The sequence below is a fragment of the Paenibacillus rhizovicinus genome (assembly GCF_010365285.1).
In the GTDB taxonomy this organism is placed as follows: Bacteria; Bacillota; Bacilli; order Paenibacillales; family Paenibacillaceae; genus Paenibacillus_Z; species Paenibacillus_Z rhizovicinus.
In genome coordinates this window covers 841,235-861,231 of sequence record NZ_CP048286.1, presented here as the reverse complement: position 1 = coordinate 861,231, position 19,997 = coordinate 841,235, and the positions used below count along the sequence as shown (strand labels likewise).

Annotated in this window: 22 protein-coding genes; all 22 read left to right on the top strand. The window is 50.9% G+C overall.

Annotation, left to right across the window (positions count from 1 at the left end; translation table 11 throughout):
- The first annotated feature begins 22 nt into the window (after positions 1–22).
- The 22 genes from fliQ to GZH47_RS03750 all read left to right on the top strand — a co-directional run bounded on the left by fliQ (position 23) and on the right by GZH47_RS03750 (position 19,993).
- Positions 23–292, top strand: coding sequence for a flagellar biosynthesis protein FliQ (fliQ, locus tag GZH47_RS03855; RefSeq protein WP_162638696.1), 270 nt, complete (start codon positions 23–25; stop codon positions 290–292).
- A 12-nt stretch (positions 293–304) separates the two neighbouring features.
- A complete protein-coding gene (gene fliR, locus GZH47_RS03850; RefSeq protein WP_162638694.1) occupies positions 305–1,093 on the top strand; it encodes a flagellar biosynthetic protein FliR in 789 nt (262 codons plus the stop codon).
- A gap of 115 nt (positions 1,094–1,208) precedes the next feature.
- Complete coding sequence (gene flhB, locus GZH47_RS03845; protein ID WP_162638692.1) at positions 1,209–2,300, top strand: flagellar biosynthesis protein FlhB; 1,092 nt, start codon at positions 1,209–1,211, stop codon at positions 2,298–2,300.
- A gap of 29 nt (positions 2,301–2,329) precedes the next feature.
- On the top strand, positions 2,330–4,363 hold the full coding sequence (flhA, locus tag GZH47_RS03840) for a flagellar biosynthesis protein FlhA (protein ID WP_162638690.1): 2,034 nt from the start codon (positions 2,330–2,332) through the stop codon (positions 4,361–4,363).
- Positions 4,360–5,784, top strand: coding sequence for a flagellar biosynthesis GTPase FlhF (gene flhF / locus GZH47_RS03835; RefSeq protein ID WP_162638688.1), 1,425 nt, complete (start codon positions 4,360–4,362; stop codon positions 5,782–5,784). The genes flhA and flhF overlap by 4 nt, the downstream gene beginning before the upstream one ends.
- Positions 5,777–6,646: a MinD/ParA family protein gene (locus tag GZH47_RS03830; protein WP_162638686.1), complete on the top strand. Its 870-nt coding sequence runs from the start codon at positions 5,777–5,779 to the stop codon at positions 6,644–6,646. Before flhF ends, GZH47_RS03830 begins: the two co-directional genes overlap by 8 nt.
- Positions 6,647–6,675: 29 nt before the next feature.
- Positions 6,676–7,995, top strand: coding sequence for a protein-glutamate methylesterase/protein-glutamine glutaminase (locus GZH47_RS03825; protein WP_162638684.1), 1,320 nt, complete (start codon positions 6,676–6,678; stop codon positions 7,993–7,995).
- Positions 7,996–8,040: 45 nt separating this feature from the next.
- Positions 8,041–10,119, top strand: a complete 2,079-nt coding sequence (locus GZH47_RS03820; RefSeq protein WP_162638682.1) for a chemotaxis protein CheA — start codon at positions 8,041–8,043, stop codon at positions 10,117–10,119.
- A gap of 14 nt (positions 10,120–10,133) precedes the next feature.
- A complete protein-coding gene (locus GZH47_RS03815) occupies positions 10,134–10,595 on the top strand; it encodes a chemotaxis protein CheW (protein WP_162638681.1) in 462 nt (153 codons plus the stop codon).
- Between the two features lie 11 nt (positions 10,596–10,606).
- The gene (locus GZH47_RS03810; RefSeq protein ID WP_162645062.1) at positions 10,607–11,218 is read left to right on the top strand and encodes a chemotaxis protein CheC; all 612 of its coding nucleotides are present in this window, start codon (positions 10,607–10,609) and stop codon (positions 11,216–11,218) included.
- Entirely contained in the window at positions 11,215–11,709 is a 495-nt protein-coding gene (locus GZH47_RS03805) for a chemotaxis protein CheD (protein ID WP_162638679.1), read from the top strand. The genes GZH47_RS03810 and GZH47_RS03805 overlap by 4 nt, the downstream gene beginning before the upstream one ends.
- Before the next feature lies 1 nt (position 11,710).
- The gene (locus GZH47_RS03800; protein WP_162638677.1) at positions 11,711–12,142 is read left to right on the top strand and encodes a hypothetical protein; all 432 of its coding nucleotides are present in this window, start codon (positions 11,711–11,713) and stop codon (positions 12,140–12,142) included.
- Between the two features lie 4 nt (positions 12,143–12,146).
- Positions 12,147–12,932: a FliA/WhiG family RNA polymerase sigma factor gene (locus GZH47_RS03795; RefSeq protein WP_162638675.1), complete on the top strand. Its 786-nt coding sequence runs from the start codon at positions 12,147–12,149 to the stop codon at positions 12,930–12,932.
- Between the two features lie 22 nt (positions 12,933–12,954).
- The gene (locus GZH47_RS03790) at positions 12,955–14,361 is read left to right on the top strand and encodes a flagellar assembly protein A (RefSeq protein WP_162638673.1); all 1,407 of its coding nucleotides are present in this window, start codon (positions 12,955–12,957) and stop codon (positions 14,359–14,361) included.
- A 32-nt stretch (positions 14,362–14,393) separates the two neighbouring features.
- Positions 14,394–14,759 (top strand): hypothetical protein, encoded by a 366-nt coding sequence (locus GZH47_RS03785; RefSeq protein WP_162638671.1) that lies wholly within the window; start codon positions 14,394–14,396, stop codon positions 14,757–14,759.
- A gap of 35 nt (positions 14,760–14,794) precedes the next feature.
- Complete coding sequence (locus GZH47_RS03780) at positions 14,795–15,400, top strand: DUF6115 domain-containing protein (RefSeq protein ID WP_162638669.1); 606 nt, start codon at positions 14,795–14,797, stop codon at positions 15,398–15,400.
- A gap of 49 nt (positions 15,401–15,449) precedes the next feature.
- Positions 15,450–15,974 carry a hypothetical protein gene (locus tag GZH47_RS03775; RefSeq protein WP_162638667.1) on the top strand — a complete coding sequence of 175 codons (525 nt, stop codon included), beginning with the start codon at positions 15,450–15,452 and terminating at the stop codon, positions 15,972–15,974.
- A gap of 198 nt (positions 15,975–16,172) precedes the next feature.
- The gene (gene rpsB / locus GZH47_RS03770; RefSeq protein WP_162638666.1) at positions 16,173–16,871 is read left to right on the top strand and encodes a 30S ribosomal protein S2; all 699 of its coding nucleotides are present in this window, start codon (positions 16,173–16,175) and stop codon (positions 16,869–16,871) included.
- 212 nt (positions 16,872–17,083) lie between these two features.
- Entirely contained in the window at positions 17,084–17,734 is a 651-nt protein-coding gene (tsf, locus tag GZH47_RS03765) for a translation elongation factor Ts (protein WP_162638664.1), read from the top strand.
- A gap of 137 nt (positions 17,735–17,871) precedes the next feature.
- Positions 17,872–18,603 (top strand): UMP kinase, encoded by a 732-nt coding sequence (gene pyrH / locus GZH47_RS03760; RefSeq protein WP_162638662.1) that lies wholly within the window; start codon positions 17,872–17,874, stop codon positions 18,601–18,603.
- A complete protein-coding gene (gene frr, locus GZH47_RS03755; protein WP_162638660.1) occupies positions 18,603–19,157 on the top strand; it encodes a ribosome recycling factor in 555 nt (184 codons plus the stop codon). The genes pyrH and frr overlap by 1 nt, the downstream gene beginning before the upstream one ends.
- Before the next feature lie 71 nt (positions 19,158–19,228).
- A complete protein-coding gene (locus GZH47_RS03750; protein WP_162638658.1) occupies positions 19,229–19,993 on the top strand; it encodes an undecaprenyl pyrophosphate synthase in 765 nt (254 codons plus the stop codon).
- The last annotated feature ends 4 nt before the right edge of the window (positions 19,994–19,997 follow it).

Sequence of the window (19,997 nt, the reverse complement as noted above, 5' to 3'; positions counted from 1 at the left end):
CCCTGCGGAGAGGAGTGCAATCATGAGTTCGGATTTCATCATCGAGTTGGCTGCGCAGGCGGTATATACGGTGCTAAAGGCTAGTGCGCCAATGCTGTTGGTTGGATTGATCGTCGGGCTGATCGTCAGTATTTTTCAAGCGACGACGCAAATCCAGGAGCAGACACTGGCATTCGTTCCGAAAGTGGCAGCGGTTCTGCTGTCCATCTTGTTATTTGGTCCATGGATATTGAACACGCTGGTCGATTTCACTTACAACCTGCTGAATAACTTGTATAAATACATCGGATAGGGCTGTGGATCGATGGAGTTGTTTCTTCAAGGGTTCCCTATTTTTTTGCTTATTTTTTGTCGAATAACAGCATTTTTCGTCGTGGCGCCAATCTTTTCCACTCGAAACGTGCCGAATACCTTTAAGATCGGATTCAGTTTTTTTGTATCCTTTCTGGTCTTCCTTACGTACGGCATGAAGCAAACCATCGTGCCGGACGCCGAATACATACTGGCGATTATCCGCGAGTCTCTCGCGGGGGCGCTGCTCGGTTTCACCGCCTATCTGTTCTTTACGATTATCAACACGGCCGGCAGCTTCATCGATATGCAAATGGGCTTCGGAATGGCGAACATCATCGATCCGATGACCGGAGCTTCGGCGCCGCTGATGGGTAATTTCAAGGGCATGATCGCAACGCTTATCTTCTTATCGATTAACGGACATCATTACCTGCTGTCAGCGCTGTTGCAAAGCTATGACTGGATTCCGATTTCGAATACGCTGTTTCTTCATATGAAGACAGGCAGTATTACGACTTTTCTTACCAGCATGGCAGGGCAGACATTCATGCTGGCGCTTCAAATGTCCGCACCGCTCGTCGTGGCCATGTTTCTAACGGACGTCGGGCTTGGATTTCTAGCCCGAACGGCACCGCAATACAATGTATTCGTCATCGGAATGCCGATCAAGATCCTCGTTGGCTTTCTCATGATGGCCGTGTTGATGCCGGGACTCGTTACGATCTACGGACATATATTCGAGCAAATGTTCAGTGCAATGCAGAAGCTACTTTCAATCCTGCAAGGTCCTGCAGCTTAAAATATAAGATCGTTAAGCTTCGGCTTATAGCATCTTATATTTCATCGGAATGAAACGCGATACGCCGCCAAAAGGACGGCGATCACCGTTTCGGCTAGAGTAGGAGGCTTACCAGATGACGAAATACCGTTGGACGCTCGATCTACAGATGTTTTCGCAGGAAAAAACGGAGCGTGCAACGCCTAAGAAGCGGCAGGAGGCGCGAAAGAAAGGGCAGATCGCGAAGAGCCAAGAGATTCCGGCTGCGTTTATCCTCTTGTTCGTTTTCCTCAGTTTCATTATGCTTGGCGGTTATTATAAAGTTCGACTCCTGCACATGTTCGGCATACTGCTTGAACAGAAACTGCTGATGGAAGTGACGACGAGTAACGTTATTGACTTGTTCTCCGATCTGATGGTGCAGGGCTTTATGCTTCTTGCACCGATCTTCATCATCACGGTACTGATTGGTCTGCTAGGTAATTATATGCAAGTGGGCCTCTTGTTTACGGGAGAGAATCTCAAACTGAATTTGGGTAAATTGAATCCGGTCAAAGGATTTAAAAACATTTTTTCCATGCACTCCGTCGTCGAATTCATTAAGAACATTTTGAAACTGGTGTTAATCGGCTTGGTCGTGTATATGACGATCTGGCAAGAACGGGATCGCATCCTGGGCCTGGCCACGGTATCCATCGGCAATATCTTCAGTTTCATTGCCAGCGTCACCATAAAGCTTGGGCTCGAAATCGGCTCCATTCTCGTTGCGCTCGCGGCATTCGATTATTTCTATAAACGCTATGAACACGAGAAAAGCCTGAAGATGTCGAAACAAGACATTAAGGACGAGTACAAGAAATCCGAAGGCGATCCGCTGATCAAAGGCAAAATTCGCGAACGGCAGCGCAGGATGGCACTTCAACGGATGATGCAGCAGGTACCGAAAGCAGACGTGGTCATTACGAACCCGACCCACTACGCGATCGCGCTGCAGTATGACGGCTCGAAGATGGAAGCGCCGACGATCATTGCCAAAGGTATGGACTTCGTTGCACTTCGAATCAAAGATATCGCGAAGGAGCACGGGGTCATTATGATGGAAAACAGGCCGCTGGCCAGAGCGTTGTACGATCGGACGGAAATCGGAGATACGGTTCCCGCCGATTTGTTCCAAGCTGTGGCGGAAGTACTGGCTTATGTATATAAACTTAAGAACAAAGTGAAATAATGTCGCCTATCTAATGGAGGAGGAACGTCATGAAGGCCAGAGATTTAACCATACTGATTGGCATTATCGGCATCGTGCTGATGATGGTCATTCCGATTCCTACTCCGCTGCTCAGTGTTCTGTTGATGGTTAACATATCCATTGCGTTGATGATTCTGCTCATATCGATGAACACGCAAGATTCGCTTCAATTTTCGATATTTCCGGCGTTATTGCTAGTCACGACGCTTTTCCGGCTGGCGCTTAACATTTCGACGACCCGGAATATTCTTTCGAAGGCCGAAGCGGGAACCGTGGTAGAGACATTCGGTAATTGGATTGCCGGCGGGCAAATCGCGATCGGCTTCGTCGTCTTCCTCATTCTGGTCGTCGTGCAGTTCATCGTTATTACGAAAGGCTCCGAGCGCGTCGCCGAGGTCGCCGCAAGGTTTACCCTCGACGCGATGCCCGGTAAGCAAATGAGCATCGATGCCGATCTGAATGCCGGAATGATCAATGAGCAGCAAGCAAGGGAACGAAGGCTGAAGATCGAGCGAGAAGCCGATTTCTACGGTTCCATGGACGGTGCGAGCAAATTCGTCAAGGGAGACGCGATTGCATCCATCATCATTCTGTTCATCAACCTGATCGGCGGCTTCATCATCGGCATGTCGGTGCACGGTCTGTCTTTCTCCGAATCGTTGTCTACCTTCTCCGTTCTTACGATCGGCGACGGCTTGGTCAGTCAAATTCCAGCCTTGTTGATTTCGACCGCAACAGGCTTAATCGTAACGCGTGCAGCATCGGACAACAACTTGGCACAGGATGTGACGACGCAATTATTCCGTTATCCGAAACTGCTTTACATCGTAGCGGCTACCATTACGCTGCTTGGAGTGGGAACGCCGATCGGAATATTTGCTACGGTACCGTTTGCGGCTCTGATTGCTTTTGCAGGATACCGGATGCAGTTGAACCAAACCAAGATGCAGCATGCCGAAGACCTGCTCGTGGAAGAGCAAGAAATAGAAGAGGTCCGAAGTCCGGAGAGCGTTATCAGTCTTCTCCAGGTGGATCCGATCGAATTCGAATTCGGTTACGGCTTAATCCCGCTTGCCGATACGCAGCAGGGCGGCGATTTGCTCGATCGGATCATTATGATCCGAAGGCAATGCGCGCTCGAGCTCGGCCTGGTCGTTCCGGTCATCCGTATCCGCGACAATATTCAACTCAAGCCGAACGAGTACGTCATCAAAATCAAAGGCAACACGGTCGCAAGAGGCGAGTTGCTGCTGAATCACTATTTGGCAATGAGTCCCGGTTTCGAGGATGACAGCATTATCGGCATCGAAACGATAGAGCCTGCGTTCGGACTGCCGGCGATGTGGATTGATGAATCGACGAAAGAACGCGCTGAATTGACCGGATATACCGTCGTCGATCCTCCATCCGTCGTCGCGACGCATTTGACGGAACTGATTAAGCGCCATGCGCATGAACTGATCGGACGTCAGGAAACGAAAGCGCTGATCGACAATGTCAGAGAATCGTATCCTGCGCTGGTCGATGAGCTGATCCCGTCGATTCTGAATGTGGGCGATATTCAGAAAGTATTGTCCAAGCTGCTTCGCGAGAAGATTTCGATCCGCGATATGGTAACGATTTTCGAATCGCTTGCCGATCACGGTACTTATACGAAGGATCCCGATATTTTAACGGAATACGTGAGACAAGGGCTGTCGAGACAGATAACGCTGCAATTCTCCAATCAAGGAGATACGCTTCGCGTCATCACGGTCGGACCGTCCTTGGAGAAGAAAATCGCGGAATCCGTGCAAAGCTCCGATCAAGGCAGCTATTTGGCGCTTGATCCTGTAGCGACGCAGACCATCTACCAGAAGCTTAACGAGCAAGTGAACAAGCAGATTCAATCCGGCAACCAGCCGATTGTATTGGCTTCACCGACGATACGTATGTATCTTCGTCAAATCGTTGAGCGCACCATGCAGGACATTCCGGTCTTATCCTATAGCGAGCTTGAACCGAGTATTGAAGTTCAAAGCATTGGAGTGGTGAATCTATGAAGGTAAAGCGCTACATCGTGAATGCCTTACCTGAGGCACTGCCAATGATCCGCAGCGAATTGGGCATCGATGCCGTTATATTAAATACGAAAGAAATTCGCGTAGGCGGATTTCTTGGCATGTTCAGGAAGAAGAAGACTGAAGTGATCGCGGCCGTAGAGACAAGCGGAGGCGAAAGCGCGAAGCCAGCCGGTCGTCCTGCGGCTCCTGTCCCCAAGGCGACACTCTCGCCGGAAGCGGCTGCGTCTATGGCAGCCACCTTATCGGCTGCGGTTGCAATCCGAGAAAAGCAGCCTCGGGCTGAAGAAGACGTTGTCGCAAAACATGCAGCGACTGCAGTTCTTACCCCCGAGCAGGAGCAGTTCGCGAGGGTTACCTCTCCGGCTGCCGTCTATGCGGCACGTACGGCTACCAGTGCACCTACGGCTACCGCACCGACAGTTTCGATTGCGTCTAATGGCGGAGACAGCTTGTCCCGGTCAAACGTTGTTCAGGCAACGCCTACGGCAGATTCTCGCAGGCCTCGAGTGTCCGAAGATCTATTAATGGAAGAAATTCGCGATATGAAACAATGGATCATGCGGATGTCCAACCAGCAGCGGGTAAAATCACGGCCAGCGGCTATACAAGATTTGTGCGAACGTCTAGAGGAGCAGGAAGTGAGCGAACAATGGATCGATCAGTTGATTCAATCCATAGAAGCGCAGCTCGAGTTGAATCAAGACGATCATGAACAAGAGGCTCCTGATCGATCCACCGTATGGAAACTTGCCGAAACCATTCTGCTTGACTGGTTGAAAGACTTTGAGGAAGGCGCGATCTCCAGGGATACGAGAGTCATTCATTTCGTAGGCCCAACCGGAGTCGGCAAGACAACCTCGATCGCCAAGCTGGCTGCCGAGCAAACTTTGAAGGCAGGCCGGAAGGTCGGATTCATTACTTCCGATACGTACCGCATCGCCGCGGTCGATCAACTGCGCACGTATGCGACGATTTTGAACGTGCCGCTCGAAGTTGTATTCTCGCCATCCGAGGTCGCAAGGGCATTCCATGCTTTAGAGGATCGGGAACTGATCTTCATGGATACCGCAGGGCGCAATTTCCGCAACGAATTGTATGTTTCGGAAGTGAACAGCTTGCTTCAGACAGGCAGCTATTCCGAAACGTTCCTGGTGCTGAGCCTGACGGGCAAGTTCAGTGACATGTCCGCGGTTGCGGGCAATTTCGCGAAATTCGGGGTAGAGCGTGTACTATTCACGAAACAAGACGAGACCAGCGCGGTTGGATCTATTCTGAATTTAGCGCTGGAGCATGGGTTGAAGCCAACCTTCATCGCATACGGCCAAACCGTTCCAGACGATATCGCAGCATTCCGCGCCTCGACGTATGTTGCGCAACTGCTGGGGGATTCGCATGAATGACCAGGCGGAAGCGTTAAGGCATATGGTTCGTAACCAAGAAATGAGCGATGCAGGAAGAATGACCCGCATCATCACGGTAACAAGCGGGAAGGGCGGCGTCGGCAAATCGAACTTCAGCTTGAATTTTGCGATTGCCTTATCGAGACTCGGCAAGAAGGTACTCGTTTTTGATGCCGATATCAGCATGGCGAACATTGACGTGCTGATGGGCATCTCGTCGACTTATAATCTCTACCATCTGTTAAAGCAAGAGAAGACGATCTGGGAGATTATCCAGGAAGGGTCGCAAGGCGTGCATTTTATCGCCGGCGGTTCGGGGTTCAAGGACTTACTGGACCTCTCGCCATCTCAGCTGGATTTTTTCGCGCAGCAGATCGGCAGGCTGCAAGGCCAATACGATATCATCATCTTCGATACCGGAGCGGGATTATCCAAGGAAACGGTCAAATTCATTGCCGCGGCGCAGGAAACGATCGTTGTCACGACACCTGAACCGACTTCAATTACGGATGCTTACGCATTGATCAAAATGGTAACGGCGATGGAAAACGGCGTGAACTTCAAACTCATCGTCAACCGTGCGGTGGACGAGCGTGAGGGTAAAGCGACGGCCGACAAAATCGGGCTTGTCGCCCGCCGGTTTCTGGAGCTGGACATTCCAGTGCTCGGCATCTTGCCGGATGATCCGAACGTCTCGAAAGCGGTAAAGAAACAGGTTCCGTTCGGAATCGCTTTTCCCGGTACGGACGCGTCCAAGGCCATCAACGAAATCGCTTATCGGTTTGCTGAAGTTCCCGGTTCTCCTGCTTCCGCGAACAGCGGCGTCAAAGGATTCCTGCAGCGTATGTTTAAACGATCATAATTAACCTTTGAGAGATAGGAGGCTGGCGTATGAGCTCAACTTCCCGGGTGCTTGTCGTAGACGACTCCGCATTCATGCGGCAAATCATCTGCGATTTGATAGCGGAAGATTCGCAGTTTACTATCATCGCGACAGCTAATAACGGACGCGAGGCGATAGAAGCGGTACGCCTGCACAAGCCGGACGTAATTACGATGGACTTGGAAATGCCCGAAATGAACGGCCTGGATGCGCTTGAGCGCATTATGCGCATGCATCCGGTTCCCATCATCATGATGTCCAGCATCAGCGACGACGGAACGAGAGAGACGATCAAAGCGCTTCAGAATGGCGCATTTGACTTCATCCGGAAGCCGTCGGGCCCATTGTCGCCTGACATACGCCAAGTCGGTGAACAATTGCTTGAGAAGCTTCGGATTGCGATTCTTACGAAACGATATTCTCGCTTGTACGAACTAGAGCAGCCTGCGGCAGAGAATTCGGCAAAGCCGAAAGGACTCGCTCCCGTTGTCATCGAACCGCCGAAGCATGCACCTGCTAAGCAGAGACCATCAGCTTCGGGATTGTCCGGTAGGAAGGCCAAGGCTGAACCGGCAAATCCTCCATCCGAGAAGCGGAAGAAGCAGCAGGACGAGGTGTCCGTCAGTCAAGTTTCGCTTTCGCCCAAGATCGAAGCGGCTCAGCAACTCGAAACGGCGAAGCAGCAGGCAGCACCTTCATTCGAAGCTGATTTGCCGGTCCAGTCCAAGCATAAGCCGAAGCCGGCGAAAACCTTTCAGCATCTTGTTGCGATCGGAACTTCTACAGGCGGTCCGCGGGCGTTGCACGAGGTCATCACCTCGCTGCCGGCTGACTTCCCTGCCCCGGTGCTGGTCGTGCAGCATATGCCGCCCAAGTTCACCCGTTCGCTTGCTCAACGGCTGGATACGTTCAGCAAGCTGCGCGTGACAGAGGCCGAGCATGGCGAACGAGTATACGCCGGCGTCGTCTACATTGCCCCGGGCGGTTATCATCTGGAGCTTGCGAGAGACAGCGGCGGGTATTGCATCAAGCTTACGGAAGAGGCGCCGAGGAGCGGCCATCGTCCCTCCGTCGACACGATGTTTGAATCTTGTGCTGCATTCCCTGAATTGAGGCGCCATGCCGTCATTATGACCGGCATGGGCAACGATGGCGTAAAGGGCATGAGGAAACTAAATGAATGCGGCGGAGAAACCGCCATTGCGGAAGCCGAAGAGACTTGTGTCGTTTACGGCATGCCGCGTTCGGCCGTCGAAGCAGGCGTTGCCACTGAGGTATTACCGTTGAAAGCCATCGCGCCTGCTTTGGCCGCGGCCGTGAGAAAATAAGCCCTTATATCGTTGGTCTACCACTCGCACAGGAGGTGCATTGAAATGGATATGAACGCTTATCTTTCCATGTTTATAGACGAATCGAACGATCACCTGCAGTCGCTTAACGAACATTTGCTGAAGCTTGAAAATGCCCCCGATGACATTAGTATCGTTCAAGTCATTTTTCGCTCGGCGCACACGCTTAAAGGCATGTCGGCAACAATGGGATTCGAAGACCTCGCTTCCTTGACGCATGAAATGGAAAACGTGCTGGATCTCGTCCGCAATCATAAGCTCAGCATGGACCAATTTATTTTCGACACCTTGTTCAAGGGATTGGATGCGCTGGAATCCATGGTACAAGACGTTACTGGCGGAGGTACGGGGAAAGCCGACGTAACTGCCATCGTAAGCGCGCTGCAAACCATCGTCAAAGGCGATCACTTGAAACAAGATGCTGCGTCTGCCGGTATGCAAAGTGCTGCCGGAGACGAAGGCAGCATGCTGGATCAGTTCCAAAGTTCGATTCTGCTGCAATCCATTGAAGCAGGCATGTCAGTGTTCCATATCGTGGTTACGGTGCGCGAGGACTGCGTGCTTAAGGCAGCTCGAGCTTATATGGTCTTCGATTTCCTGGAGCATAACGGGGAAATCGTGAAATCGTCTCCGAGTTCCCAAGAGATCGAGCAGGAGAAGTTCGATCGTTCCTTTACGGTATTCACGATCGCCAACATAACGGAAGAAGAGCTTCGCAAAGGAATTGAGTCCGTTTCGGAGATCGAGAGCGCTGCGATAACGCAGTTGGATAACGAATCGCTGCTGCAGCTTGGCGCTTCAGCGGCGCAAGGCGCGCCGTCCGCGGCAGCCTCCATTGCGCAAGAAACGGTCGGTGCGGCGCAAGCTCAAGTCGCAGCGGCCGCAGCTCCGGCAATGGCACCGGCTCCAGCGGCGTCATCGCCGTCCGCGGCAGCATCGTCTGGCGGAGGCGGATCACGCACGATTCGGGTTGATATCGAGCGGCTGGATTCACTCATGAACCTGTTCAGCGAGCTGCTTATCGACCGTGTTCGGCTGGAACAGCTGGCAAGCGAAATTCGCCGCAATGAATTGACCGAAACTGTAGAACACATGTCCCGCGTCAGCAGCGATTTGCAAAATATCGTTTTGAAGCTTCGCATGGTGCCCGTCGAGTCCGTGTTCAATCGCTTTCCGCGGATGGTTCGCGACTTGGCCAAATCGCTTGACAAGAAGGTAGACCTTGTCATTACCGGGGCAGAGACGGAGCTTGATCGTACCGTCATCGATGAAATCGGCGATCCGCTCGTCCATTTGCTTCGCAACTCGATGGACCATGGCATTGAGTCCATCGCTGATCGTATTGCTGCGGGCAAGCCGGAGACGGGTACGGTACATCTTCGCGCCTACCATAGCGGCAATCACGTCTTTATTGAAGTGGAAGAGGACGGAAGAGGCATCAATGCGGAGAAAGTCAAGCAGATCGCGATCAAGAACGGCATCGTGGATTCGGAATCCGCCAAACGGCTGACCGACAGCGAAGTCAACATGTTGATCTTCGCCGCAGGTTTCAGCACCGCGGATAAAATCTCGGATATTTCCGGACGCGGCGTCGGGCTCGATGTCGTGAAGACAAAGATTCAATCGTTAGGCGGTCATGTCAGCGTCGAATCCACGCAAGGGCGCGGAACGAAATTCTCGATTCAGCTGCCGCTTACGTTGTCGATTATTTCAGCGATGCTGGTAAAGCTGGGGTCAGAGAAATACGCGATTCCGCTTTCGTCCATCGTGGAAACGGCTATCGTTCCAAGAGAACAAATCCGCAAGATCCACGGCAATCGCATGATCGACTACCGCGGCTCTGTCATTCCGCTGATCTCGTTGGCTCAAGTGCTTGACTGCAAGTCCTTCCTGGAGGAAGAGGAACAGGAGACGGAAATCGTCGTGATTCGCAAAGGCAACAAGCTTGGAGCGATAACCGTCGATGAATTCTTGGGACAAAGCGAAATCGTGCTGAAGACGCTTGGCAAATATTTAACGAACATCGAAGCGATCTCGGGCGCCACGATTCTGGGTGACGGACAAGTTGCGCTGATTATAGATCCGAATGCGCTTATTAAATAAAGGAGGGATTACGTATGGGTGAGGAAATTAAAGTGATCGTGTTCGGTTTGGCTAATGAGGAATACGGCATCGAAGTCGAAAAAGTGCGTACGATCGAGCGAATGATTCCGATTACGCGCGTGCCGAAAACGCTGGCTTTCGTTAAAGGCGTGATTAACCTGCGAGGCGTCGTTATTCCGATTATCGATTTGCGAGGCCGATTCGGATTACCGGAGTCGGAGCCGACGGACAGCTCCAGGATTATCATTGTTGCGGTGAATGACTTGGAGGTCGGTTTTATCGTCGATTCCGCGAACGATGTCATCGATATCGACTCCGACACCATCGATTCGCCTCCTGAAGTTGTCGGCGGGATCAAAGCGAAGTATTTGCGCGGCGTAGCAAAGGTCGGAGACGATCGACTGCTCATAATGCTTAACTTGTCCGAAGTGCTGAACAAGAGCGAAATCATTCAATTGGAACAACAAGAGGCATAAACGACGTGAATATGCTACACAGATTGGAAGCATTCAAGCTAGATGTGCTTAAGGAAGTCGGGAATATTGGCGCGGGCAACGCCGCTACCGCCCTATCCCGTCTTCTGGACAAGCCCGTAGATATGAATGTGCCGACCGTCAGCTTAATTCCGTTTGAACAAATCGCCGACAAGGTCGGCGGCAATGAGCAAGTCGTCATCGCGGTCTTTCTTCGCGTGGAAGGCGAAGCTCCCGGAAATATGTTTTTTATCATCAATGAGGATTCGGCGAAGAAGCTGCTGCGCAACCTGCTTGCCCTGGACGTTCAAGAAGAAGGGTATTCCGAGATGGAATATTCCGCGCTCGGCGAAATCGGCAATATTTTAGCTGGTTCCTACTTGTCGTCTTTAGCGGATTTCACGCAGTTGTACTTGTCGCCGACCGTACCCGCGATCGCGGTAGACATGGCTGGAGCCATTCTCAGCTATGGTCTCGTGCAGTATGGCGAGATGGGAGATTCCGCGTTGTTGATCGATACAACGTTCTTGGAAGGGAAGGAAGCGTTGGCAGGCCATTTCTTCCTGATCCCGGACCCGGAATCCTTTGATAAAATTTTCAGCGCCTTGGGAGTGCCTAACGAATGAACGATGCTAATGTTGTGAAAGTGGGTATGGCGGACCTGAAGATTGCGGCAGGAGGCGCCATTCTGAAAACGACCGGACTTGGTTCCTGCGTCGGCTTGACCTTGTTCGATGAACGGACCAAGGTTGCCGGGATGGTGCATGTCATGCTTCCGTCTTCTGAAATCGCCAGGGAAGCTTCAATCAACATCGCGAAATACGCGGACACGTCCATTCCCCATTTGATCGAATTAATGAGATTAGAAGGCGCGGAACCGAAACGGTTTGTCGCGAAAATGGCCGGCGGCGCGCAAATGTTTGCTTTTCATACGAATAACGACTCCATGAGAATTGGCCCGCGCAACGTAGAGTCCTGCAAGCAAATGCTCAAACAGTTCAACATACCGGTGTTGTCGGAAGATACGGGGCTGAACTACGGCAGGACAATCGAGTTTTGCAGCATGAGCGGTAAGATGACGATTCGGAGTGTTCAGCAAGGAGTAAAGGAGATTTAACATGATCGGTTCATGGCGCTGGAATGTTTCGCTTGGCATTGGCGGAAGCTTGTTGACATTGCTTTTCTCGCTCAGCAGCAATGGGCTGGCAATTACGAGCCTCCGGTGTCTGTATGCATTTATCGCATTTTTTGCGGTCACCTTCCTTTTTAGAGCGTTGCTTGCGTTCATATTGCGGCCCAGTCCGTCTGCTGCACTTCTTCATTCAGATGTCGAAGATGCGCAAACCAAAGGGCATTCAATCGATTACGCGACGCCTGATCAGGGCGATGAGTTGAACGAGCTGTTAAAACATCAAATGGACGGAAGCAATATGCTTGAGCTAGGCCAGCAATTGGATTTCAAACCGCTGTCGCCTCCCAAACTTATATCGACTCAGAACAAAGAGCCTGAAGAACTGGCAAAAGCAATACGTCACCTAACAGGAGGGTGAGAAGATGATTGAGCCGAAGGCGCCTCATTTATCTAACATCGAGATTTGGCGGAAATGGAAAGAAGACGGGGACATTGAAGCAAAGAAACGTCTGATCGAGCAATATTTGACTTTGGTGGATTATGTAAGCAACCGGATGGCGATCGGCCTTCCGAAAAATGTATCCAAGGATGACTTGGCGAGCAACGGCGTGATGGGATTAATCGATGCCATTGAAAAATTCGATTACAGAAGAGGTCTTCAGTTTGAAACGTATGCTTCCTGGCGAATTCGCGGCGCTATTATTGACGGCCTGCGGCAGGGAGATTGGGTTCCGCGTTCCGTGCGGGAGAAAGCGAAGCGAATTGAAGAAGCTTATCAAATACTGGAACAACAATATATGCGCTCCGTAAGCGATACGGAAATCAGCGGGTATTTGGCTGTGACGGAGAAGGAATTCGGCGTCATGCTGCAGGAAATCGCCGTGACGACAGTATGTTCGCTGGAAGATCCCATCCGGGACGAAGAATCGGAAACGCGGTTGTCGCTTCTTATTGACGAGAAGGCCAAAAACCCGGACTATAAAGTCCATGAATTTTATTTGAAAGAATCGCTCGTTCGTGGCATCGATCGTCTGACCGAGAAAGAGAGAACCGTCATTTCGCTATTCTATTATGAGGAGCTGTCGCTAAGTGAAATCGCTGAGGTGATGTCGTTATCGCCATCGCGTATTTCTCAGCTGCATTCCAAAGCGATTCTGAGGCTTCGGGGGGCATTGGAAAAACAAAAAGATCAATTGATGCAACATTAAACCTGTAAAGGGGGGGGCAGTATTGACAACGACAGAGAACTTGCAAACGTATCTGGTAGTCCAGCAGTCGCCGGACAAATTGGCCGCTTACATTAGATTTAACGTCGCGGACGAAAATTTCTCTTGCACAGCTGAACAGTTGGCAGAATTCCTGAAAAGCCACAACATCAAGCATGGCTTGCAGCATGACGTCATAAACCAACTGGTCAAGCTGCCAAGCCGCTATTTTCAAAGTCAAACGCTGATCGCTCAAGGTGTGGCTCCTGTTAATGGAGAAGATGGTTTTATCCGTTTCGCATACGACATGAACGAGGGCGAATATCGTCCTCTTGAACTTGAAGGCGGCAAGGTCGACTTTAAAGAAGTCACGCAGCTTAAGAACGTCAAACGCGGCCAACTGATCGCCGAGAAGGTGAAAGCGACGCCCGGCAAGGATGGGATCGCGGTTACCGGCGAAGCGGTCCCGTGTCGGAACGGTAAAGAAGCATACTTCAAGATGGGCAAGAACGTCCTGCTCAATCCGGAGCAAACGGCGATTTATGCTGCTATCGACGGGCTGATCTCCATTACAGATAAATCTAAAGTCAATGTCTTTCCTGTTTTCGAAGTGAATGGCGACGTGGACTACAAGGTCGGTAATATCGATTTCGTAGGAAATGTCGTTATTCGCGGTAACGTATTGACAGGTTTCAAAGTGAAGGCAGTAGGCGACATACGGGTCATCGGCGGGGTGGAAGGAGCTATACTGGAGACGGAAGGCTCGATCGAAGTCACCGGCGGCGTGCTGGCCAGCAACAAAGGATACCTAAAAGCAGGCAAGAATATCAAATGCTCCTTCATTCAGGATGGGAACGTAACGGCGGCGGAGGATGTGCTCGTATCCCAAAGCATCATGCATTCCCATGTTCGAGCAGGCCGTAACGTGATTTGTTCAGGCGTGAAGGGACTTGTCGTTGGCGGCACTATCCAAGCAGGCGACCGGGTTGTGGCGAGGACGATCGGCAATTCGATGTCGACCGCGACTGTAATTGAAGTCGGCGTTCGTCCAGAGCTGCGGAGCGAACTCTTGGAACTTCGCAGCCAAAACAAGCTATTAAGCGAAAATCTGGATAAAACCGAGAAAGCGCTCGCATTGCTGGATCAATTAGCCGCAGTCGGCCAGCTGCCGCCCGATCGGATGGCGATGCGCATCAAGTTGGGCTCGACCAAGCGCGCATCCGTCGAAGAAATCGCCCAGAACAAGGAACGCGTGCTGGAAATCGAAAAGTCGCTCGAGAATACCGATCGCGCAAAAGTCGATGCGGTAAATGTCATTTACGGCGGTACCAAAATAGTCATTGGACGCAATACGCGGTTCATTAAAGACCCGATGCAGCGCATTTCGTTCCGCTATGCCGATGGTGATATCGTAATGGCACCGTATATTTAACGATACCTGGTCACGAGTAACGAGTAATCTGCTTGGAGCTGCCGATTACAAGGGAGGGATTGTCGATGCCCTATAAACCGATTGATTTTCAAATCTCAATTCCGAGAACTCCGGAGAGCGGAGGACAGCAAAGTCGACTGAACCACCGTGCGTTGACCGAGCAATCCATGCTGGAGCAAGATACGATGAAACAATCGGAGCAGCTGCGCACGCGAAATACCGCCGTAGAGCAAAGCGGAAATCATGGCATCACGTCCAACCGCAATAAGGATTCGAGTGCTTCCTCCAAGCGTAAGCGGAAGAAGGAAGGACAAGAGGATATTTCGTCGGAGCAACAGGCAGATTCAGGACAGGCCGCTCATCCGTTTAAAGGAAAACATATTGATTTTTCGTTCTGAGAACGATTTTAAACATAATTGCAGGTGAATGTGAAATGGAACCGTGGCAGACCATTATGCTCGTCGGAGGAATCGTGGTCGTTTCTGCGGTCGTGCTTCCGAGGCGGGCCGTAAAAGGCAGTCCGAGCAACGAGAATCAGACGGTGCGCAACATGGAAACCGCATTGGAACAATTCATGGAGAACATGGAAGCAGACAATCAGGAAATCGCTAGTCTAGTAAGCAAATCCAGCGAAGACCTACAAGCGCAAACGATGAAAAGGGACGAACGCGTTAAGCAGTTAGAGTTGCGCATCGGCGATATGGAGCAGAAGTTGGCAGAGCTGTCGAGCAAGGCTGCACACGTCTCTTCGGAGGCTGTCATGGCCAATCCTCCCGTATCTTTAACAGGAATGGCACCATCGCCTCAAACGATGGAACGATCAGCGGCTGCTCTTGAAGAAGCCGCGGAAACAGCGGAAACGACTGAAGCTTCCGTGCCCTTAACGCCATCTATCCGCAGTCGGTATGCAGAATTGTTCGACATGTACCAAGCCGGCAAATCCATCGACATGATCGCCAAGAAACTTGGCCGCAACAAGGGAGAGGTTCAGCTCATTCTTCAGTTGTCGAAGCAGGAGGAGGCGGTCCGCCATGAATAGACGGATATTTCTCTTCGGACTTGGCGTGGGCATCATAGTCGGAGCGGCTTTGCTGCAGTTGATGCTGGTAGGCGAAAAACAAGCGGATGCGCTGAGCGGTGCCGAAGTAAAGACGTATTCGCAGGCTGAACTCGATAAGGCTGTGAGCGATGAACGCGAACGGTTGCAAGCCGAACAGAAGAAGGCAGCGGATACAGTCGACCCGTCCGATGAACAGGAGAAGAAGAGTGACGAACCTTCGACTAAACCATCTTCCGCGAAACCAGCGGCGAAGCCAGAAGCTGAAGTCGACAAAGTCAGCACAGCCGACAAGGCGGCGGAAGTGAAACCGTCGCGTGTAATCGTGCGCATTCCACCGAACGCAAACGTCACAGAAACGGCGGATTTGCTTGCTGAACGCGGTATTATTACGGACAAGAAGGCGTTTATAGACCTGATGCGTAAGCGGATCATACGCGCGGGCTATTTTGCTTTCCAGGGGAAATTGAGTTTGCAGGAGGTGCGCGGTATCATTATGAGCAAGCCGCTTGATCCATCTGCAGCACAAAAGGAAATAGCGGCTAACAAGGAATAATGTCACTTTGAAAATGAAGTCATGAAAGCAGTCAATTGCGGTTGCATGGCCGCATATAGATGTGGTATAGTAATTGACGGTGTTAAAAACACACGCCGATTAATTTCGTCATTGGTGCTTCGACCCGGTCGAAGTGATGACGAAAAATGCGATTGGCGGAGGTAAACAAAAAACCATTTAACAGGAGGTGTTGAAGAGATGGCGGTAATTTCCATGAAACAGCTTCTAGAAGCTGGGGTACACTTCGGTCACCAGACGCGTCGTTGGAACCCTAAGATGGATCGTTATATCTTCACAGAACGTAACGGGATTTACATTATTGACTTGCAGAAAACAGTTAAGAAAGTCGAAGAGGCTTACAACTTCGTTCGTTCGATCGGCGAAGAAGGTGGCACAATTCTCTTCGTAGGCACGAAAAAACAAGCACAAGATTCGGTGAAAGAAGAAGCAGAACGTTGCGGCAACTTCTACATCAACCAACGTTGGCTCGGCGGTACGCTGACTAACTTCTCCACGATCCAAAAACGTATCGATCGCCTGAAAACGATCGAGAAATGGGAAGAAGACGGTACTTTCAACGTGCTTCCTAAGAAAGAAGTTATCATTCTCCGTAAAGAGAAAGATCGCCTCGAGAAATTCCTCGGCGGCATCAAAGGCATGAAAGGTCTGCCAAGCGCATTGTTCATCATCGACCCGCGCAAAGAGCGCATTGCGGTTGCTGAAGCACGCAAACTTGGTATCCCAATCGTAGGTATCGTTGATACGAACTGCGATCCGGACGAAATCGACTACGTTATCCCAGGTAACGATGATGCAATCCGCGCAGTTAAATTGCTGACGGCGAAAATGGCCGATGCAATCGTTGAATCGCGCCAAGGCGAGCAAACAACTGCTTAATATTGATTGACGAACCAACAGGAAAGGGTGGTCAGAAGGTGTAAACCTCTCTCACCGCCCTTTTTTTAAAATACAAGACGTATAAGATTCGATTTATGCTTATGCTTGTATTTCTTCGGGATGAAATGCGTTGCAGCGTCGAATGATGGCGGCAATAGTTTCACGTTGGAGTAAAGGTTTGTATACTTAACCATTTCAGGAGGTCACGAACGATGGCAGTTAGTGCTAGTGCAGTTAAAGAATTGCGTGAAAGAACAGGCGCGGGTATGTTGGATTGCAAAAAAGCGCTTGACGAAACGAATGGCGATATCGCGAAAGCAATCGACTTGCTTCGCGAGAAAGGTCTTTCCGCTGCAGCAAACAAAGCAGGCCGTGTAGCTACGGAAGGCACAGTTGAATCTTACATCCACGCCGGCGGACGTATCGGCGTACTTGTTGAAATCAACTGCGAAACAGACTTCGTAGGCAAAACGGAACAATTCCGCGAATTCGCTCGCGATATCGCAATGCAAATCGCTGCAGCAAACCCTAAGTTTGTAAGCCGCGAAGAAGTGCCTAACGATGAGCTGGACAAAGAGCGTGAAATTCTTAAAGCACAAGCGCTGAACGAAGGCAAGCCGGAGAAAATCGTTGAAAAAATGGTTGAAGGCCGCATCAGCAAATACTACGAAGAATACTGCTTGCTTGAGCAGTCGTTCATCAAAGACCCGGACAAAACGATCCACACGCTGCTGAAAGAAAAAATCAGCACGATCGGCGAGAACATCTCGATCCGTCGCTTTGTTCGTTACGAGCTTGGCGAAGGCTTGGAGAAAAAAGAAGACAACTTCGTTGCCGAAGTTATGTCGCAAGCTAAATTGTAATCCGAACGCACAGGCGGGGCGGGGCGTTCGCCCCGCCATTTTTTTAAATATATTCAAGTGTATAAAAGTATTCCGATAGGCAGCATTTTTTAAAGTATGCGGCCTTTAAACAAGGTCCAAGATGGAGGTAAACCACGTTGCAAAGTCCCGTGTACAAACGTATAGTGCTTAAGGTAAGCGGTGAATCGCTTTCCGGTAACAATGGATATGGAATCGACTCGGCTGTTATTTCCTCGATTGCTGAGCAAGTCAAAGAAGTAGTGGAACTGAACGTAGAGGTCGCTATCGTCTGTGGCGGCGGTAACATCTGGCGCGGTATCGCCGGTTCGGAGAAAGGTATCGACCGTGCTACAGCCGATTATATGGGAATGCTTGCAACGGTTATGAATTCGCTGGCACTGCAGGATGCGCTCGAGCAAATCGACGTTCCGACGCGCGTACAGACTTCGATCGCGATGCAGCAAATCGCGGAACCGTACATTCGCCGCCGTGCGATTCGCCATTTGGAAAAAGGGCGCGTCGTTATTTTTGCCGCGGGTACTGGTAACCCATTCTTCTCAACGGATACTACTGCCGCACTGCGCGCAGCTGAAATAGAAGCAGAAGTGATTTTGATGGCGAAGAACAAAGTGGACGGTGTTTATTCCGCCGATCCGTTCAAAGACGCGACTGCGGAGAAATTCGAAACACTGACCTACATGGAAGTGTTGAACCGCAACCTCGGCGTCATGGATTCGACCGCATCCTCGCTGTGCATGGATAACAATATTCCTCTGGTCGTATTCTCGATTACGGAGTCAGGGAACATTAAACGCGTTGTGCTTGGAGAAAAAATCGGAACGATCGTGATGAAGGGAAGTGCCACCTAGTGCCACAAGCTATTAAGAAGAATGCCGAAGAACGGATGGACAAAGCCATTGCCGCACTGAAACGCGATTTATCGACGCTTCGCGCAGGCCGCGCCACTCCGGCGCTGCTGGACCGTATTCAAGTTGAATATTACGGAGCATTGACGCCAGTCAACCAATTGGCGAACGTGAATACGCCGGATTCGCGCACGCTTCTGATTCAGCCTTGGGATAAATCCTCGCTCGGCGCGATCGAGAAAGCGATTCTGAAATCCGATCTAGGCATGACGCCCTCCAACGACGGCGTAACGATTCGTCTTGGCATTCCGATGCTGACGGAAGAACGTCGTTCCGAACTCGTCAAGCTGACGAAAAAGTTCGGTGAAGAAGCGAAAGTTGCCATCCGCAACATCCGCCGCGATGCAAACGACGATATTAAAAAGCTTGAGAAAACGGATATCTCCGAGGACGAATCTCGTCGCCATCAAGATGATATTCAGAAGTCGACGGATAAATTCATCGCTGAAGTTGAGAAAGTGCTCTCCGCTAAAGAGAAGGACATCATGGAAGTTTAATATTGCTCACCGGCCCCTCCGAATGGTGGGGTTTGTTGCATAAATCGACGCTAGCGGCGGGGGGAACGAACATGTTACAGCGATTGAAAGCCTTGTTTGGCAAAGCGTCCGCAAAACCGTTGCCGATGCTTGGAACTGATAACATACCGCAGCATATAGCAATCATTATGGACGGTAACGGCAGGTGGGCAAAGAGCCGCGGTTTGCCTCGAATGGCCGGTCATCATTCCGGAATGAAGGCGGTCAAGCGGATTACGATGGCAGCAAACAGCCTTGGCGTTAAGTATTTAACGCTTTACGCGTTTTCGACGGAAAATTGGAAGCGTCCGAAAGCGGAAGTCGAATTCTTGATGAAGCTGCCGCAAGAGTTTCTTACGATGGAAATCAAAGATTTGATGGAGAAGAATGTTCAAATCCGGATGATGGGCAACAAGGAAGGCTTGCCTGAGCATACCCTCAGAGCCGTCGAGGATGCAGTCGCGCGCACGGCCGGCAACACGGGTCTCGTTCTCACGTTCGCGCTGAACTACGGCAGCCGTAAAGAAATGATTGAAGCAATCAGATGCATCGGTCAGGACGTGAAGGACGGAAAGCTGTCTCCGGATGAGATTGACGTTTCCCATCTGGAGAGCCATCTTCTGTCCGCGGGTATCCCCGATCCGGATTTGCTCATTCGTACGAGCGGCGAGCTTCGGCTTAGCAATTTCATGCTCTGGCAGCTGGCCTACAGCGAAATGTGGTTCACGGATGTTTATTGGCCGGAGTTTTCAGATGAGCACTTTTATGAGGCAGTCCGGGAGTACCAGCGGCGAGCTCGCCGATATGGCGGACTGTAACGTT

Coding starts and splice junctions, on each gene's coding strand:
- fliQ (WP_162638696.1), top strand. CDS start 23: ATGAGTTCGGATTTCATCATCGAGTTGGCTGCGCAGGCGGTATATACG.
- fliR (WP_162638694.1), top strand. CDS start 305: ATGGAGTTGTTTCTTCAAGGGTTCCCTATTTTTTTGCTTATTTTTTGT.
- flhB (WP_162638692.1), top strand. CDS start 1,209: ATGACGAAATACCGTTGGACGCTCGATCTACAGATGTTTTCGCAGGAA.
- flhA (WP_162638690.1), top strand. CDS start 2,330: ATGAAGGCCAGAGATTTAACCATACTGATTGGCATTATCGGCATCGTG.
- flhF (WP_162638688.1), top strand. CDS start 4,360: ATGAAGGTAAAGCGCTACATCGTGAATGCCTTACCTGAGGCACTGCCA.
- GZH47_RS03830 (WP_162638686.1), top strand. CDS start 5,777: ATGAATGACCAGGCGGAAGCGTTAAGGCATATGGTTCGTAACCAAGAA.
- GZH47_RS03825 (WP_162638684.1), top strand. CDS start 6,676: ATGAGCTCAACTTCCCGGGTGCTTGTCGTAGACGACTCCGCATTCATG.
- GZH47_RS03820 (WP_162638682.1), top strand. CDS start 8,041: ATGGATATGAACGCTTATCTTTCCATGTTTATAGACGAATCGAACGAT.
- GZH47_RS03815 (WP_162638681.1), top strand. CDS start 10,134: ATGGGTGAGGAAATTAAAGTGATCGTGTTCGGTTTGGCTAATGAGGAA.
- GZH47_RS03810 (WP_162645062.1), top strand. CDS start 10,607: ATGCTACACAGATTGGAAGCATTCAAGCTAGATGTGCTTAAGGAAGTC.
- GZH47_RS03805 (WP_162638679.1), top strand. CDS start 11,215: ATGAACGATGCTAATGTTGTGAAAGTGGGTATGGCGGACCTGAAGATT.
- GZH47_RS03800 (WP_162638677.1), top strand. CDS start 11,711: ATGATCGGTTCATGGCGCTGGAATGTTTCGCTTGGCATTGGCGGAAGC.
- GZH47_RS03795 (WP_162638675.1), top strand. CDS start 12,147: ATGATTGAGCCGAAGGCGCCTCATTTATCTAACATCGAGATTTGGCGG.
- GZH47_RS03780 (WP_162638669.1), top strand. CDS start 14,795: ATGGAACCGTGGCAGACCATTATGCTCGTCGGAGGAATCGTGGTCGTT.
- rpsB (WP_162638666.1), top strand. CDS start 16,173: ATGGCGGTAATTTCCATGAAACAGCTTCTAGAAGCTGGGGTACACTTC.
- tsf (WP_162638664.1), top strand. CDS start 17,084: ATGGCAGTTAGTGCTAGTGCAGTTAAAGAATTGCGTGAAAGAACAGGC.
- GZH47_RS03750 (WP_162638658.1), top strand. CDS start 19,229: ATGTTACAGCGATTGAAAGCCTTGTTTGGCAAAGCGTCCGCAAAACCG.